Source organism: Maribacter confluentis (assembly GCF_030505015.1).
Taxonomy (GTDB): Bacteria; Bacteroidota; Bacteroidia; order Flavobacteriales; family Flavobacteriaceae; genus Maribacter; species Maribacter sedimenticola.
This window is the reverse complement of the sequence record NZ_JAUKUC010000008.1, coordinates 1-14,654: the sequence shown is the minus strand read 5'-3', so window position 1 is coordinate 14,654 and position 14,654 is coordinate 1. Positions and strand designations below refer to the sequence as shown.

11 protein-coding genes and 9 pseudogenes are annotated in these 14,654 nt (G+C 38.6%); 13 read left to right on the top strand and 7 right to left on the bottom strand.

Annotated elements, in window-relative coordinates:
• The first annotated feature begins 42 nt into the window (after positions 1-42).
• Both Q2T41_RS19980 and Q2T41_RS19975 read left to right on the top strand, forming a co-directional pair.
• Positions 43-794 (top strand): annotated as a pseudogene (locus Q2T41_RS19980) (SDR family NAD(P)-dependent oxidoreductase).
• Positions 795-815: 21 nt separating this feature from the next.
• Positions 816-1,950, top strand: a pseudogene (locus Q2T41_RS19975) (ATP-binding protein).
• A gap of 173 nt (positions 1,951-2,123) precedes the next feature.
• Here the strand turns inward: Q2T41_RS19975 and Q2T41_RS19970 are convergent.
• The 5 genes and pseudogenes from Q2T41_RS19970 to Q2T41_RS19950 all read right to left on the bottom strand — a co-directional run.
• Positions 2,124-3,206, bottom strand: coding sequence for an alpha-amylase family protein (locus Q2T41_RS19970; RefSeq protein WP_304437536.1), 1,083 nt, complete (start codon positions 3,204-3,206; stop codon positions 2,124-2,126).
• A 73-nt stretch (positions 3,207-3,279) separates the two neighbouring features.
• Positions 3,280-4,062: an alpha-amylase family glycosyl hydrolase gene (locus Q2T41_RS19965; RefSeq protein WP_304437535.1), complete on the bottom strand. Its 783-nt coding sequence runs from the start codon at positions 4,060-4,062 to the stop codon at positions 3,280-3,282.
• A 1-nt stretch (position 4,063) separates the two neighbouring features.
• Positions 4,064-4,504, bottom strand: a complete 441-nt coding sequence (locus Q2T41_RS19960) for a PfkB family carbohydrate kinase (protein WP_304437534.1) — start codon at positions 4,502-4,504, stop codon at positions 4,064-4,066.
• Between the two features lie 21 nt (positions 4,505-4,525).
• Entirely contained in the window at positions 4,526-4,744 is a 219-nt protein-coding gene (locus tag Q2T41_RS19955; RefSeq protein ID WP_304437537.1) for a carbohydrate kinase family protein, read from the bottom strand.
• An 86-nt stretch (positions 4,745-4,830) separates the two neighbouring features.
• Positions 4,831-5,007: pseudogene (locus Q2T41_RS19950) on the bottom strand (PfkB family carbohydrate kinase); the annotation flags it as partial.
• A gap of 181 nt (positions 5,008-5,188) precedes the next feature.
• On the opposite strand from Q2T41_RS19950, the pseudogene Q2T41_RS20965 reads away from it, so the two are divergent.
• The 11 genes and pseudogenes from Q2T41_RS20965 to Q2T41_RS19895 all read left to right on the top strand — a co-directional run bounded on the left by Q2T41_RS20965 (position 5,189) and on the right by Q2T41_RS19895 (position 11,920).
• Positions 5,189-5,712 (top strand): annotated as a pseudogene (locus Q2T41_RS20965) (SPFH domain-containing protein).
• Between the two features lie 59 nt (positions 5,713-5,771).
• The gene (locus tag Q2T41_RS20960) at positions 5,772-6,170 is read left to right on the top strand and encodes an SPFH domain-containing protein (protein ID WP_367186941.1); all 399 of its coding nucleotides are present in this window, start codon (positions 5,772-5,774) and stop codon (positions 6,168-6,170) included.
• Between the two features lie 198 nt (positions 6,171-6,368).
• Entirely contained in the window at positions 6,369-6,542 is a 174-nt protein-coding gene (locus tag Q2T41_RS19940) for a TFIIB-type zinc ribbon-containing protein (RefSeq protein WP_304437533.1), read from the top strand.
• Positions 6,467-6,793, top strand: coding sequence for a hypothetical protein (locus Q2T41_RS19935; RefSeq protein WP_304437532.1), 327 nt, complete (start codon positions 6,467-6,469; stop codon positions 6,791-6,793). The genes Q2T41_RS19940 and Q2T41_RS19935 overlap by 76 nt, the downstream gene beginning before the upstream one ends.
• Complete coding sequence (locus tag Q2T41_RS19930) at positions 6,757-7,107, top strand: hypothetical protein (RefSeq protein ID WP_304437531.1); 351 nt, start codon at positions 6,757-6,759, stop codon at positions 7,105-7,107. Before Q2T41_RS19935 ends, Q2T41_RS19930 begins: the two co-directional genes overlap by 37 nt.
• 73 nt (positions 7,108-7,180) lie before the next feature.
• Complete coding sequence (locus tag Q2T41_RS19925) at positions 7,181-7,477, top strand: hypothetical protein (RefSeq protein ID WP_304437530.1); 297 nt, start codon at positions 7,181-7,183, stop codon at positions 7,475-7,477.
• A pseudogene (locus tag Q2T41_RS20955) lies at positions 7,474-8,333 on the top strand (translocation/assembly module TamB domain-containing protein). Before Q2T41_RS19925 ends, Q2T41_RS20955 begins: the two are co-directional and overlap by 4 nt.
• Positions 8,275-8,817 (top strand): translocation/assembly module TamB domain-containing protein, encoded by a 543-nt coding sequence (locus Q2T41_RS19910; RefSeq protein WP_304437527.1) that lies wholly within the window; start codon positions 8,275-8,277, stop codon positions 8,815-8,817. The pseudogene Q2T41_RS20955 and the gene Q2T41_RS19910 overlap by 59 nt, the downstream one beginning before the upstream one ends.
• 159 nt (positions 8,818-8,976) lie before the next feature.
• Positions 8,977-9,962 (top strand): annotated as a pseudogene (gene pfkA / locus Q2T41_RS19905) (6-phosphofructokinase).
• Positions 9,963-9,984: 22 nt separating this feature from the next.
• Positions 9,985-10,983: pseudogene (gene gap / locus Q2T41_RS19900) on the top strand (type I glyceraldehyde-3-phosphate dehydrogenase).
• A gap of 86 nt (positions 10,984-11,069) precedes the next feature.
• Positions 11,070-11,920, top strand: a pseudogene (locus Q2T41_RS19895) (N-acetylglucosamine kinase).
• A gap of 4 nt (positions 11,921-11,924) precedes the next feature.
• Here the strand turns inward: Q2T41_RS19895 and Q2T41_RS19890 are convergent.
• Both Q2T41_RS19890 and Q2T41_RS19885 read right to left on the bottom strand, forming a co-directional pair.
• On the bottom strand, positions 11,925-12,305 hold the full coding sequence (locus Q2T41_RS19890; protein ID WP_304436999.1) for a RidA family protein: 381 nt from the start codon (positions 12,303-12,305) through the stop codon (positions 11,925-11,927).
• A 17-nt stretch (positions 12,306-12,322) separates the two neighbouring features.
• Positions 12,323-14,654 (bottom strand): annotated as a pseudogene (locus Q2T41_RS19885) (putative LPS assembly protein LptD); the annotation flags it as partial.

Genomic DNA, 14,654 nt, shown 5'->3' with positions numbered 1-14,654 from the left:
TGAAGCCAACGAAGGTCATGAAGTCGCATAAAAAAGTTGAAGATGAAAAAAACAGCATTTATAACGGGAGCTACCAGGGTATAGGTAAAAGCAACCGCCGTACTTTTTGCCAAAAATGGAATAAACTTGGTAATCTGCGGTAGGCGTCAAGAGCGGTTGGACCAACTTAAAAATGAATTGGAAAAAGAAGTCGATATCCATACCTTAAATTTTGATATAAGGGATAAAACCATGGTTAACAAGGGAATAGATGGCTTGCCGGAAGAATTTTCCCAAATAGATATTCTTATCAATAATGCAGGAAATGCGCATGGGTTAGACCCCGTTCATGAAGGGAATCTAGAAGATTGGGATGCCATGTTGGATATAAACGTAAAAGGCTTATTGTATGTTTCCAAGGCACTTATACCACAGATGGTACAGAGAAAATCCGGGCACATTATCAACATAGGATCCACCGCCGGAAAGGAAGTATACCCTAAAGGAAATGTTTATTGTGCAAGCAAACATGCCGTAGACGCCATAAACCAAGGCATGAGAATAGACCTTAACCCATTTGGAATTAGGGTTGGGGCCATAAACCTGGTTTGGTGGAAACGGAGTTCAGTAATGTGCGCTTTAAGGGAGATGATGATCGTGCGGATAATGTATATAAAGGTTTTCAGCCACTAAATCCGGAAGATATTGCGGACATTATCCATTTTGTGGTAACAAGACCCTATCATGTAAATATTGCAGATTTAATTGTCATGCCCACGGCACAGGCATCCAGTACCATTGTAAATAAATCTTAGGTATTGAAAACATTATAACAAATGATTAATAAACGCCTATTGGTTAAAAACTTGCTCGCCCATAACGACGAGAATAGTTTTTACGATAAAAAGCGTTTTATATCCATTGGGGAAAAAGAGGGAAAGGCAAAATTTTTAAAGCATGTCTGTGCTTTGGCCAATAGCAATCCTTCCAATAATTCTTTTATAGTAATAGGTGTAGAGGATGAGGACAATAATATTGTTGGGGTAGATTTTTTTGATGATAGTAAAATCCAAAATCTGGTCAATGCATATTTAAACAACCCTCCCTTGATCTCATATGAGAATATACCGTTTCCGCATTTGCCGGACGGCAAGGTTGTAGGGTTGGTCACCATAAAATCCATAGGTAAGGTATGTTCCCTAAGAAAGACCATCTGGAAATATTACGCAGGTTCTGTATTTTTTAGGGAAGGGAGCATTAGTTTGCCAAAAGCGTATGATATAGAACTTAAGGAAATAAATAATGAGGCTGTCGCTACCATAGAGCAACATGCAAAGAACAATATAAAATTAACCTTAGACGGAGTAATTGATTTTTTAAACAATAGGCATAAAGATTTAGAAAGTGATTATAAGGTTTTTAAAGAGCAATTTGTAGTTTGTTGGGCCGGCAATAAAAAAGTAGTGAACGGGGAAACCTTTTATTATAGGGTAGATATTGAATTGATTAACGAACAGGTGAAATTGTTCTACTCTAATTTAGATGAGGTAAAAATCAGTATTGATGAAAATTCATTTACAACAATAGAATTTGTGCAATTGGGACTAGGGGCCAAACAAAAATATTATCCATTAGAAAAAGTGGTAATTAATTTTAATGAAAATGGCACTTATCAAATTAACAGTGATTTGCTTTTTAATCCGCCTAAATACAATCAAAAGAAACTGGGGAAATTTATAAAAACAATAATTTAATTATAGAGAAGGCCAAAGCTAACATTGCATTTAGTCCTATGGAGGTCAAAGTTTAAAATATTTGGCAGATACTTATCTTATTTGTTATTTAAATGGATTTGAACAGGCCAAGGAACAGATGGAAATAGCAAGGGGGCTTTTAAAACATGCCTACCCCAAGGTTAATACCTCAATAAAAGAGGCACTGAGAATACTTAGGAAGGTTAGGTACAATTAAAATTCCATGATATAAAAACCACTTTTTGGTCTATAAGTTAGAATTTTATTTGTGGTATACTGATGTTTTAATATGGCTTCATCAAAACCATAGTGACCAAACAATTTACAAATAGAAAGGTTGCCCAAATGCATTTTTTTAATGAATAGGTATTCGTTATTATTTAACGACCATTAACTATTTTTAATCCACAGTTGTTGAAAAGGTTTTAAGGGCAGCTCGTTATTTATAAGCTCAAGAGGATGATCGGTTAGAAGATCAATAGTCGTATTACCAGTTTGAATGCCAATGGAATGCAGCCAGCCAATATCTAATTTTTCCGTTACCTCGTTAAAATTTGAAAGGATATAGATGTTGCATTCACCCTCTGTACGTTCGTAAACGAATATATGCGGATTGGGACATCCATATATTTTAAGGTTATTGGTGTCTTTGAAGACAGTATGATCTTTCCTTATACGGATCATATTTTTTAATCCTTTAAATATAATTGTTGGGGGGCTATCTGATGTTTTGTTCAATGTGGAAATAGTATTCCAATCTTGAAGTGGCCTATTCACCCAACGGTTATCGTTTACATGATCGGCATCTTGCTCAAAAGTATAGTCGTTCAAGGTGCCTATTTCATCCCCGGCGTAGATCATAGGTATGCCGCCAATCGTTAAGATGATACCGTGCATCATTAATATTTTGGCAATGGCGTAATCAATTATGTTTTTGTTATTTTGTGCCAATGCGGTTTCAAGACCCAAAAGGGATGCGGCACTACCGGTAATTCTTCCGTCTCCATTTTTAGGATTGTACATAAACATTAATCCTTTGGCAGGTGACCATGCCAATTTACCACAATAGTAATTTAATAAAAACTCTTTGTGTACCCTTGGGTCCCAACCCATAGAGGCTATAAAATTATCGTCATATCCAAGACCGATATCATCATGGCACCTAATATAATTTATCCAAGTAGCGTCTTTGGGTTTGGTTGGTATCTCGGTTAAGCTCTTTAGCATGAGAGATGCCTGTTTGGTTGCAATGGAGTTCCACAGTAACGCCATCAAAGAAGCATTATAGGCAATTTCACATTCATTGCCCTCTAACATTCCTTCGCCAAAATACTTGAGAATGTTTCTTGGGGCTACAATGGCCTCGGCCAAAAGTATTACTCCTGGCGCAATAACCTGAAGGCACATTCTAAAAAGGGAGATTAAGGCGTGGGCCTCCGGTAAGTTCTGTGATTGGGTGCGAGCTTTTTCCATAGAAAGGCCAAGGCATCAAAACGGATTACGTCAACGCCCAAATTGGCCAAGGACATTAAGTTGGCCAACATTTCTATAAAAACTTCGGGTTTCTATAGTTTAGATCCCATTGGTAATGATTAAAACAGGTCATTACCCATTTTTCCATTTCTTTGTTATAGGTAAAATTGCCCGGTGCAGACTGTGGAAAGATTTCGGGGAGCGTTTTTTCAAATTCATCTGGAATATGGCGTGTTGGGTATGTGTAATAATACCCTTGATATTTAGCATTGCCCGCTTTTGCTTTTTTGGCCCATTCAAACTCATCGCTCGTATGGTTGACCACAAAATCCAGCATTAGGAAAATTCCTTTTTTACGGGCATTTTTGGTCAAGGCAACAAACTCGTCCTTAGTGCCATATCTGGGGTCTATTTCATGATAGCTGTTTACTGCATACCCACCGTCATTTTCCCCGGCTGGCCTGGTGGTTACAGGCATTAAGTGTAAAAAATTGATTCCTAAATCTTTGAAATAGGGCAATTTTTCATTTAGACCGCTAATGTTTTTGTTAAAACGGTCCACATAAAGTTGCATGCCGACCATTTGTTCGCTCTGGTACCAGTTACCCGCCCTTAAGCGTTCAATATCTTGTTGTTGTAACGCCAAGGAACGTTGACCGTAAAGAGTTTCAAGCTGTTCAATGAGCACATAGAACTGATCTACATATTCCTTTTCGTTATAAAGTGAAAAAAACAAAGATTTTATTAATGAGAGATTGGTTGCCAGCCTCAGGTCAAAATAGGTTTTGAGCTGTTGTGCATCATCTATCTTTGGTTCTTTGGAAACCAAATAACGATGTAGTTCCGCTTGGTTCATTTTAAGCGTCTAGTTGTTGCATAGTTGGCAAAGATTCTATGGCTCCAAAATTGGTCGTGGTAATAGCACCCGCTTTATTGGCTTTGGTTACCATATTGGTAAGTACCTCTTCATTATCCAATAATGTTTCAATAGTAGGATATTTGGCAATTTGATACAATAGGCAGCCTATGAAGGCATCACCTGCACCCGTAGTATCTTTGGGGGTTACAGTAATACTCGCTATATTTTTTTGAAATTTTTTAGTACTCAACCAGGTCCCTTCACTTCCTAAGGTCACTACTATGATTTCCGTTCCCATTTCATGTAAAACTTCACAGGCTTCCTCTACGTTCTCTTTACTGGAAAGCAATAGTGCTTCTTCCAAACTAAATTTACATAATTGTGATTTTTCTATGAAAGTTTCGCACTTACGTTTGATACATCCACCTTGTTTTTCCATAGGTCAACCCTATAATTGGGGTCAAAAACTTATAAATGCGTTTTTGGTAAGGCCGTCAAATAAATATCTGCTATATGCTTCTTCTAAAGTGCCGCCCAATAATGCGGTAGCGGCTCCAAAATGCACAATGTTGTGCTCAAAATAAGTTTTAAGGGAGGAGTCATAAACCAGTTCCCTGTCTGCCCCTCTACTGAAAACAAAATCCCTTTCACCATCCTCGTCCAATGAAACAAAGGCCAAGGTCGTAAAGATGTCAGATTCTTGGGCATGGATATATCTACCTTTTCATCCTCTAATATCCTTAAAAGAAATTTTCCAAAAGGGTCGTTTCCTACACAGCCTATAAAGAAGCTGTCACCTCCTAATTTACTGATGGCACAAGCCACATTTGCCGGTGCTCCGCCTGCTTTTTTTGTGAATTCATTTGCTTTAGATAAATCGCTCCCCTGATTTTCGGCAACAAAATCAATCAATAATTCCCCAATACAAAATATCTTTTTCATAAATCTAGACCGTAATTAGAAATTCTAATTTAATTAGAAAATATACCTATTTCCTAAAAATTCTTAATGAAATAATAAAATACCACTATGGGCAGCATTATTAACGATTATTATTCCGTGATATTTTGGCTCTGCTCTTGAAATGCATATCTTGAATTGCACAAAACAAAATTAGCTGACCATGAGCATATTCGATGAAATTAAAAAAAAACTTAGTCACGAATTTATAGATATAATAGAGTGGCTAGATGTTAACAATGAAACAATAGTCCATCGTTTTGAGCGCTATCAGAACGAAATTAAAAATAACGCACAATTAATTGTTCGTGAAGGGCAAGTGGCGGTATTTATTAATGAGGGGCAATTGGCAGATGTGTTTAAACCTGGCACCTATACATTGAACACTAAAAACCTGCCTATTCTTACCACACTAAAAGGTTGGAAATATGGTTTTGATAGTCCGTTCAAGGCTGAGGTATACTTTGTTAATACAAGACTTTTTACTGATGAGAAGTGGGGAACCAAAAACCCTTTCATGCTAAGTGACGACAGGTTTGGGTTGGTAGAGATCGGGCTTTTGGGACTTATAGCTTTAGAATAAATGATCCAGGAAAATTTGTGATCGATGTGGTGGGTACAGATGGTAATTTTACCAACTATGAAGTCAATGAGCACTTAAAAAGTTTGATCGTAACCCGTTTTTAACCGATACCGTAGGCGAGGCAAACCTTCCTATAGAACTATATGCTGCAAATACTAGTGAATTGTCGGAAACTTGCCAAGAGGTCATGCAACCAGAATTTAATAGGGTAGGTATAGAATTGGAAAAATTCTATATTGAAAATGTTTCCATGCCGGAAGAACTTAAAAAGGAAATATTTGAATATAGTAGGTTAGATAAGTTGGATATGGGCAAGTTGGCTCAGTTCAAGGCGGCCAAAGCAATGGAGCTCGCTGCAAAAAATGAAGGTGGTACCGCCGGTGCGGGTATGGGCATGGGTATGGGTTTTGTATTGGCGCAACAGATGGGCGGTATGATGGGGCAACCTAGTGGACAACCTTTTGGTGGGCAACAGGTACAACCGCCAAGTCCACCACCAATACCGGTTGCCGTAGGATATTTTTATGCCGTTGGTGGCAGCAATCCGGTCCGGTACCTATAGATAAATTAAAGGAATTGTTTGCTAGTAGGACTATCAATAGAGATTCTCTTATTGGAAACAGGGAATGGAACAATGGGCACCATTAAAGGAAATAGAGGAGCTTAAATCATTTTTAGGAGAAATACCCCGCCACCTTTACCCTCCGCCTAAACAAGATTATAAGTAGGTCACTACCCTTTAACCACAAGGGAATTTACTATGGACGAAATTCAAAAGTCAGAATACAAAAAAGCATGTGCCAATTGTGGGGCAGAGTTAAAGTTTAAACCTGGTTCGCATCAGTTAACTTGTGATTATTGTGGGTACGAGGAGTTTATAGAACAATCCAAAAGCAGTTTGAGGAGCTTGAACTGGAACACTATTTACGGATAGTTGGGGAAAATGCATATACCCAGACGATTGAACTGCTACATTGTAAAAATTGTGGTGCAAACCAACATGTAGAAGAAAATTACAAATCGTTACAATGTGTGTATTGTAGTGAACCTTTAATACGTGAAGATGTAGAAAAAGAAGGATGGATATTGCCCGGAGCCCTAGTACCTTTTCAGTTAGATGCAAGAAAAGCCCAGACAGTGTTCAGGAATTGGGTAGCAAAACTTTGGTTTGCCCCAATAAATTAAAAAGGGCCGCATTGGATCCAGAAGGGTTACATGGCCTTTATGTGCCCTATTGGACTTTTGATGCCAATTTAAAAGCATCCTATCAAGGGCAGCGTGGAGATTATTATTATGAAACGCAAACCTATAACAGTAATAAAGGTAAAAGGACAAGGCAGGTAAGAAAAACCAAATGGACATATGTTTCCGGTAATATCAGTGGCTTTGTAGATGATATTCTTATAAACGCATCAGAAAAAAAACAAAGGGAAATTCCACCAAAAGTAGGCCATTGGAATTTAAAGGAATTAGTGGCATTCAATTCAAAATATTTATGAAAATAAAGAAGCAATACCTAATGCTAACTTAATCGCTAATTTTAACAACTTTGACCTAGAACCGTTCAGTCCATTGGGTGAGGGGGTCATAGATCATATTAGAGGGGATATTGACGGTAGGGTCAGGATTACGGGTAGTGTGGATAATCCAAATTTTGATGGCCTGTTAACCTTGGATAATGCGGGTATTGCTGTGCCGTATCTTAATGTAGATTATAGTTTTGCGCCCAGGTCCCGCGTAGTACTTGCCAACCAAACCTTTAATTTTGAGCAAATTGCCTTACAGGATGTGGCAAAAGGAACCAAAGCAAATTTAGATGGTACCATTACACATAGTTATTTGATAATTGGGTATTGGATCTGGATGTGAATACGAACAATGAGCGTTTTTTAATTTTAAATACTGAATTTAAGGAAGGTGACCTTTACTACGGTACCGGATACCTCAATGGAAAGGCCGAATTTTTTGGACCAACAACAGCTTTGAACATTACGGTTGACGGTGCTACGGCAGAAGGTACCTCTTTAAAGATCCCTTTGAGCGATGTTGCCAGTGTAGGGGATTATTCCTTTATCAATTTTATTGAAAAAAATGATAAACGTACCATTGAGCGCCAAAGGCAATTAAAGGATTATCAAGGGTTAGAGTTGGAGTTTAACCTTGATGTCACACCAGAGGCAGAGGTGGAGATCGTTACGGATACCAAAACCGGAAGTTCCTTGAAAGGGACTGGGAAGGTATAATCCTGATACAAATAAATACTAATGGTAAGTTTGAGATGTATGGTGACTTCGTAGTGGTTACGGGGGAATATAATTACAAATTTGGGGGAATTATAGATAAGAAATTTAAGGTGGAACCTGGCGGAACCATAAACTGGGACCAAAAACCTTTAGAGGCCTTGTTGGATATGGAGGCCATCTATTCCCTAAATGCAAATCCGGCCCCTTTGTTGGACGACCCCGGCTTTACCAGAAGAATACCTACGGATGTGATAATTCGTCTTACCGGTGAACTTCAAAGTCCCGATATAGATTTTGGGATTGATTTTCCAGGAACCAATTCCATTGTACAATCAGAATTGGAATATCGCCTTCAAGATCCAACCGTAGAGGAGAAAAACGCAATTTTCCTACTGGCACAGGGCACTTTTGTAAATTCTCAAAGTGGTATTAACCAACAGGCCATTACAGGAAACTTGGTTCAAGTGCTTCCGGAATTTTGAATTCCATCTGAGCGGTGGCAATGATAAATTCAATTTGGGTCTCAGTTATGAGCAAGGTATATTGGATAGGTCTGCGGACATTGAAACAGATGATAGGATTGGTGTCACCGTTTCTACACAAATTTCGGATAGGATATTGTTCAATGGCAAAGTGGGTGTTCCGGTCGGGGCATCGAGTGAAACATTGGTTGCAGGAGATTTTGAGATTCAGGTATTGTTAAATGAGGAGGGCACCTTGAGCGCCATATTCTTTAGTAGGCAAAGTGAAATTCAGGCATACTTGTCCGATCAGCAAGGGTCTACACAAGGTGCCGGCTTAACTTATGAGGTGGATTTTAATAATTTTAAGGAACTTTTTCAAAAAATATTGGCAAAGAAGCCGGTACAGGAAACACCTAAGGCAATTAACCCTGTTCCTACCGCTACAATGGGTAACGATAGCCTAATTAGATTCTATGATAAGCCTAAATCAATTTATCGCTAAATTTTTGTAGAATAGTTGTTAGGAAAACAAAGAAAATTCCAAGATTTCACAATTAAATATAACACCGAAAACGTTTTCTTAGATTTCCTTTAAAAAGCAGAGCTAGTATATTTCTTTATTGCATTTTGATTTTGTAATTTCGTTGGCTTAAATTTTTCCATGTCTTCAGTAATAAAAAAAATAGCAGTGCTGACTTCAGGTGGCGATTCTCCAGGGATGAACGCGGCCATAAGATCAGTTGTACGTACCTGTGCCTACTTAAAGGTAGATTGTGTCGCCATTTATAGGGGCTACCAAGGTATGATAGAAGGGGATTTCAAGGTTATGGATGCCGTAGTGTAAACAATATAATCAACAAAGGCGGAACTATACTTAAATCTGCACGTTGTAATGATTTCAGGACTCCGGAAGGAAGGAAGAAAGCCCATGATCAACTTGTAAAGGCAGGTATATGATGCATTTATGGTTATAGGAGGTGACGGTAGTTTTACCGGTGCCATGATTTTTAACAAGGAATATAACTTTCCCGTAATAGGAATTCCGGGTACGATTGATAACGATATTTTTGGAACCACTTTTACTTTAGGGTATGATACGGCCTGAATACGGTTGTGGAATGTATAGATAAGATACGTGATACGGCAAGCTCTCACAATAGGCTTTTCTTCGTTGAGGTAATGGGCAGGGACGTAGGCCATATTGCACTGAACGCAGGTGTTGGTGCTGGTGCTGAAGAAATATTGATTCCGGAAGAAAACTTGGGTCTTGACAGATTGTTAGAGTCCTTAAAGCGAAGTAAGGAGTCTGGAAAATCATCAAGTATCGTGATTGTGGCCGAGGGTGATAAGTCTGGTAAAAATGTCTTTGAACTTAAGGAGTACGTAGAGGAGCATTTGCCAATATATGATGTTCGTGTATCCGTATTGGGCCATATGCAGAGAGGCGGTGCCCCGTCCTGTTATGATAGGGTATTGGCAAGTAGAATGGGCGTAAAGGCCGTAGAAGCTTTGTTGGAAGGTAAAACCAGCTTAATGGTCGGTATTCAAGATAATCAAATTACATTGACCCCAATTGAAAAAGCGATAAAGGGTCATACGAAAATAGATAAGGAGCTCATTAGGGTTTCTGAAATAATGACAACATAATTTAAAAACTAAAACAGAAAAAATGTCAAATTTAAAAGTAGGAATAAACGGTTTCGGAAGAATAGGTAGGTTGGTCTTTAGAACAACGGTAAAACGTGGTGATGTAGATGTAGTTGCCATCAATGATTTGTTAGATGTTGAGCACTTGGCATATTTGCTTAAGTATGACTCGGTTCATGGTGCTTTTGATGGTACTGTTGAGGTTAAGGACGGTCACTTGGTAGTTAATGGTAAAACAGTACGTATTACTGCGGAAAGAGACCCAAAAAATTGTAAGTGGGATGAAGTTGGTGCAACTACCGTAGCGGAATGTACCGGTATATTCACAACTTTGGAACTGCTCAATACCATATGACGGTGGTGCTAAAAAAGTAGTGATTTCAGCTCCTTCTAAAGATGCCCCAATGTTTGTAATGGGTGTTAACCATAAAGAAGTTAAAGCTTCTGATTCAATAGTATCCAATGCTTCTTGTACGACCAACTGTTTGGCACCTATGGCCAAGGTATTAAATGACAAGTTCGGTATTGAAGAAGCTTTGATGACAACTGTTCACGCCAACAACGGCTACTCAAATGACCGTTGATGGTCCTTCAAGAAAAGATTGGAGAGGTGGTAGAAGTGCAATGTTGAACATTATTCCTGCTTCTACTGGAGCTGCAGTTGCCGTAACCAAAGTAATTCCTGCTTTAAAAGGGAAATTGACCGGTATGGCGTTAGAGTTCCAACTGCGGATGTTTCCGTTGTGGATTTGACCGTACGTTTACAAAAGGATACTTCATACGAGGAAATCAAAAAGCGTTTAAATCTGCTTCTGAAGGGGAGTTGAAAGGTGTTCTTGGTTATACTGAGGAAGCTTTGGTTTCACAAGATTTTATAGGTGAATCCCATACAAGTGTTTTTGATGCCGGAGCTGGTATAGAGCTAAATTCCAAGTTCTTTAAATTAATTTGCTGGTATGATAATGAGGCTGGTTTTTCCAATAAAATGGTAGACCTAATGCAGCATGTAAATACGTTATAACAAACATTTAGTATAACATGGATAATTCCTGAAAATGAGGCTTTTTTTCCTTATTTTCAGGATTATTTTTTAAAGACAATCTGTATATGATTTTAATAGTAGATAGTGGTGCTACCAAGTCAGATTGGATCGCACTAGATGATAATGGGGAGCAACTTTTTTTGACTCAGACCTTAGGGTTAAGTCCAGAGGTTTTAACGAAAGATGTTATTGAAGATCGCTTGGCGAACAACTTTGAACTTTCTAAAAATAGGGAAAAGGTATCTCATCTATATTTTTATGGGGCGGGTTGTGGAACTGACCGTATGAAGATTTTTTTAAAAGCATTTTTAAAGATTTCTTTCCAAATGCAAAGGCAGTAGTTAAAGAGGATACTTATGCCGCAATATTTGCCACAACAAAGGTGGGACACCAAGGAATTGTTTGTATTCTGGGCACAGGTTCAAATTGCAGTTATTACGACGGTAACCAATTGTTCCAGAAAGTGACTTCCTTAGGGTATATTCCCATGGATGATGGTAGTGGCAACTTCTTTGGCAGAAAATTGATCAGGGATTATTATTTTCATAAAATGCCGGCAGATTTGGCTCACAAATTTGCAAAACAGCATGATCTTGATCCTGATGTGATCAAGGAGAATCTTTATAAGCAACCTAATCCCAATACTTATTTGGCAACTTTTGCGCGTTTTTTAATCGAGAACAAGGAACATCCTTATTCCAAAGGGGTTATTGATAAAGGATTTCAGCAATTTATCAATAACTACGTTATGCAGTTTGAGTTGGCTACAAAGGTGCCAATTAATTTTGTTGGTAGTATTGCCCATTATTTAAAAGCTGAACTTACATCTGTATTGCAAAGAAATGATTTGATCGTAGGCGTTATTCGCCAAAGACCTATAGAGGGTCTCGTAGAATTTCATCGTGCAAATATGTAAGCACTTATTTTATGGCAATCATAGAAATTTCAACATTTACGAACTTAGGTAAGTTCGCAACTTCAACGGTCTCTCTAGCAGGGGCCGTTTCTGCATTAAAATAGGAGCCATATACCTCGTTTACCGCTGAGAATTGATTCATATCGCTCAGGAAAATAGAGGATTTTACGACATGTTCAAAAGTCATTCCCGCTTCGGTTAAAATTGCCTTAAGATTTTCCATGGACTGTTCAGTCTCCTTCTTAATATCACCGGTTACCAGTTCACCTGTTACAGGATTAAGAGGAATTTGTCCGGAAATATATAACGTATTATTGGCTAATACAGCTTGGTTATATGGGCCAATTGGTGCCGGGGCATTCTTGGTGTTTATAATTTGTTTCATGATTTTGGTCATTTATATTAATTACTAAAGGGCTGACTGCGGTTTTCCCATTTAAGGTCTTTTAGAATAGAGGCATCTATACCAATAAAGAAATACCATCTTTTATATTGTCCAAAAGGTGTCCAGTTAAAACGCATGGAGAAACTTTTAAGATCTCGTTGAAACCTTAATTGGGTAAGAGTAAAACCTTTGTTCTTAAAATCGTAACCGGATGAACCGCCTACTTTCCAGCGGGGCGCCAGTTCAATATCTCCCGTAAACATTAAGGAGTGGCTGCTGAACTCGTTCTGCCGTGCAGAGTTGGAATAGCTGGCGGAATAGGCCAACCTTAAGTTCCACGGTATTTTTGTTCCATAAATAGGGTTTTCCACATCTTGCCCCTTATTTTTATCAATAGGATTGTCATTAAAATTATCTGCCCTGCCAAATAGATCGTCGTCCCTTCCTCCGCTTTGGGCTACGTAGTCAAACGGGTCTTCCTCCTCGTTCTCTTTGTCATCTTTTTCCTTTTGCCGAACATGTCACTACTAATTGCATAAGAAATATTTGCATTGGCTCTGGTAAGGCGAAACAAGCTCCCACCGTTATCCGCATTCCACGTGTCTATTCTTGTTCCGTTATTGTCAATGGCGTATGGATCCAAAGCTGCGGAGAAGTTAATGGACATTTTATTGTCCAATATATTGGTACCGCCATTAATGTTCAACGGATTTAAACGTAAAGAGTCAGATTCAAAATTATACCCTGTAGAGATGTTGAAGTTACTTAACAACGATACTTTTTTAGGTTCTAATTTAGTACTGTCCTTATCTCGTACTTTGGCCTCTAACGTATTGGCAAGCGAAAACCCTAAACTGTTGGATTTACCTAAAGAAGGCGCTCCATAAAGGGAACCTTGAAACCTGCTGAACTGTACTACTTCACCATCTTCATCTATATACTCATCATAAAACTGATCAAATGATGGGGCATACCCATAACTTATGGAAGGTCTCATGGTATGGCGTATAGCTTGTATTTTCTTGTCCTCCCCAAAATTAAACGTACGTACAAGGTGGTTCCTATACTACTGCTAAAATTATATTTGTTAAACCTGTCAAACCCACTTATGGTATCGGTTACGACTGTTTCGGTCTCCGGATCAAAACTTTTGTTGTACGTTTCCATGGTCCAAACATCCTCATAACTACCACCTACACTGACACTAAAAAATTTGGCGACTTTAAAGTTGGTGTTTAACGGAATGCGATGTCTTGCTCCAACTTTTGAATTATCGAACATTCTAGCGGTCAGAAAATCCTCATCATTGGTGGTCAACCTGTTCTGTGCATTGACATCATATTGGAAATTAATGTTCTGTATAATTCCTTTTTTAATTCCGTCCCTTTTGCAAACGGATATATACGTTCCATGCTTGCTGAAAAGTAGGGAGGGTCATATTGATATTGTCCGTGTCCGAAGCCGTTGCCGTTGGTGATGTCAACTGCGAATGGGTAGCCGTTAAGCTCATGTTTATGGACGGATACGCGGGAAAGGTCTTGGAATATGAAATAGAGGAGGATAAGGTATTGTTTTGCGTATTAGGCAAGTTGCGTTGCTGTAGCGAGTTACGGTAGTATTCACTACTACCTAAGTTCACGGACGCGGAGAACCTTGAATTTGGACTGGATTTTGGGTCTTGTGAATGTGAAAATTGAATATTGTAATTACGTGATAGACTGTAGTCACTAAAACCTTTTTGGCTTCTTACTTGATTCTCAAACCTTAAATTAACATTTCCCCTAATTTATAGCGCTTAATATATTGCGAGGCGCTCCTGAAGGCATAGCTTCCATTGGTGTAAAAATCTCCGGACAAGGTAACATCGGCATAATCGCCCAAAGGAACATAATACCCCATATCCTGTAAGAAATAGCCGTATTGGGGTCATTGCCAAAAGAGGGCATCAGCACACCTGCAGACCTGCCTACCGTTAACGGGAAATAGGCAAAAGGCATAGCAATGGGTGTAGGAACATCTGCAATATAAAGATTGCTGAATCCGGCAATTACTTTTTTCTTGGGGACAAACTTGGCCTTTCTAATGCGTATGTAATAGTCTGGATTAATGGTGTCTGCGGAGGTGGTAAGCTTTCCTTCACTTAAAAAATAAACAGAATCGTTTTCTTTTTTGGTAATTTCCGCATACACCTTCATGACATCACTACCTAGTGCGCCGGCGGCGGCTTGTTGTTCTGTACGTGAATTCCAGATCAACGCTTTTTGAGTGTCAAAATTAAACCGTATAGAATCTGGGATGACAATATTGCTACCTTGTTTAAAATAGGGTAATTGACTATAATTACCCAAA